A 2,214-nucleotide genomic window follows, 5' to 3' on the forward strand; every position below is an offset into this window, starting at 1 on the left:
AAAATAGGTATTTTCCAAGGACAAAGTGAAGGGGAACAAATAAGTGATATTCTTTTATTGTCTCGTTTTATAGAAAATATAAAAGCTCATTCATTTAAGCCTAATTATGATTATGCGGTAAAAGAATTATCTGATGAAACGATTAACTTTTTACCAGAAGTTACATTGCGTTTTTCAAAATTAGAGGATTCAGGTTTCTATTCTTCTGGTAAGATAAAAACAACAGATGGTGATGAACTTAATCTTAGCTTATGGGTTGGTAAGTATTTTAATAAGTACTTAAAGTTTGATAATTTTAGTAATAGTATTCGCAAAATAAAATCTCCCGACCAAAAAAGTGTGAGATATTATTATTCTTTTGCTTCTTTAACAGCTAAAGATCAAGAAATTTTAACATCTCGTGTATTGAACTATAAGGATTTCAATGGGATAATTATTGTAGTTTCCAATGAATATGTAACAATCTTTGAAAATAGCGTTTTAAACTTTGCTAATGATAAAGAAAGAAAAGAAAGATGGCTTAATGCTCTTAATAAAAATATAGAAACAGAGAATTATGAAGAATTGCAAAAATACCCAACTCTCCCTTTTTCTTTAGTAGGAGTAAAAGCAAGACTCTCTTTACTTGAAAAACTTTCAAAACAAAAACTTACTACCTCTAATTCCTTTATAAATAAAATTTTTGGTAGTGATTTAGATAAAGAAATACTCTATGTAACACTATTAAATTCAATTATAGATGATCAAAATACAGAACAAAATAATGAGTTATTCAATCATTTTGTATCATCTCATTTTCAAAATATATATGACCAAGTAGATGATGAAACGACTCGCTTAAAGCTTTATAAAGCTGTAGGTAGGTTAGCAGCCTCATCAAATCAAGAAAACGTAAAGAGCAAATTTATTGATATTGTCAATAGTAATAGTTTTGACAAGCATCACGGAGCATTATTAGCTTCTATTTTGATGGGACTTGATGAAAAGAACATTATTGAGACTCAAACTAATTTGCTTACATTGTTAAATGATAATTCTCGTAATGTAGGAGGATTAAAACATTTATACAACAAATTAGAAAGTGAAGATCAAGAATATTTCAATTACTATTTCTCTAAATGGGCTAAAAAATACTATTATGATCAATATCAAGAACTAGAAGTTATTTTAAATAGCATTAATAAAAATGGAAATATAAATCAAGGAATTGATTGCAACAGTAATTCTATTCAGTACTTTGCAGTAAATCATATAGCTCTTGATTATATAAATGTTTTTGATAAATGTGGCTCATATCCATTAAATTGTCATTATTTACAAACAATTATTCCAAATGTAGATACTAAAAACCAATATTTCTTTAGTTATGGAGAAAATAGAAAAAGAAAAGAATGTAGTGATAATAACAATAAAAGTGTAATATATTACAAAGCAGGAAAACCTTTTTCTGATTTTGTGATACTCTTTTTCAATGAATCCTATGAATATGCTAACATCAAAAAGGGTGATGTACGAATTGTTCCTCTGTTTTGGGCTGAAAATTTTGCCGCAAAACATCATAAAAAACTAAGCGGACAACAACTAACAATAGCTTTAGAAACCGCTGGTATTTTATTAGCTGCTACTACTGGAGGACAAAGTTTTACAGCTGTTAAAGCTATTACTATCACTTTAGGAGCTTCAGCTATTGGTGTAGAAATATACGAAAATGACCTCTTAAAACTTGAAGGAGGAAAAGATTTTGTCGAAAGTGTACGACTGATCAATGCTTTGGTTGGAGGTGCGATTTTAGTAAAAGCTGTAGGTAGCTCAATTGCTGTTGTAGATTTACAAAAAATAAAAAACTTTTTCATAAATGTGCCAGAGAAAGCTGTAGAATTAAAGAAAGGTTTAAATTCTTTTTTAGCTACTGCAAAATCAGGAATTCATTTTACTAAAGAAGCATTAACAGAAATAAAAGCCTTACTATATGAAGTAGACCTACAATCTTCGTTTAAACAAATTGTTCAGGGAGCAACTGCAAAAGTTAAAAATGACCTAAAAGCCTATATAGTAGCAGCTAATATGGAGTATGAAATAGCTTCTTTGCGCTATTTAGATGCTCTTGACGGTCAAAAATTACTCCTTACACCAAGTGTTGTAATAGTTGATAACACATTAGGTTACAAAAAAATAGGCACTTTAGAAAACGTTTATATCACAGTTAACAACGAT

Annotated in this window: 1 protein-coding gene; it reads left to right on the forward strand. The window is 28.9% G+C overall.

Annotation, left to right across the window (positions count from 1 at the left end; translation table 11 throughout):
- Positions 1 to 2,214, forward strand: a 2,214-nt coding sequence (locus tag JMN12_RS10125; protein ID WP_203138977.1) for a hypothetical protein, incomplete at both ends; no start/stop codon positions are given.

Origin of the sequence: Capnocytophaga genosp. AHN8471 (assembly GCF_016806945.1) — a bacterium.
In the GTDB taxonomy this organism is placed as follows: domain Bacteria; phylum Bacteroidota; class Bacteroidia; order Flavobacteriales; family Flavobacteriaceae; genus Capnocytophaga; species Capnocytophaga periodontitidis.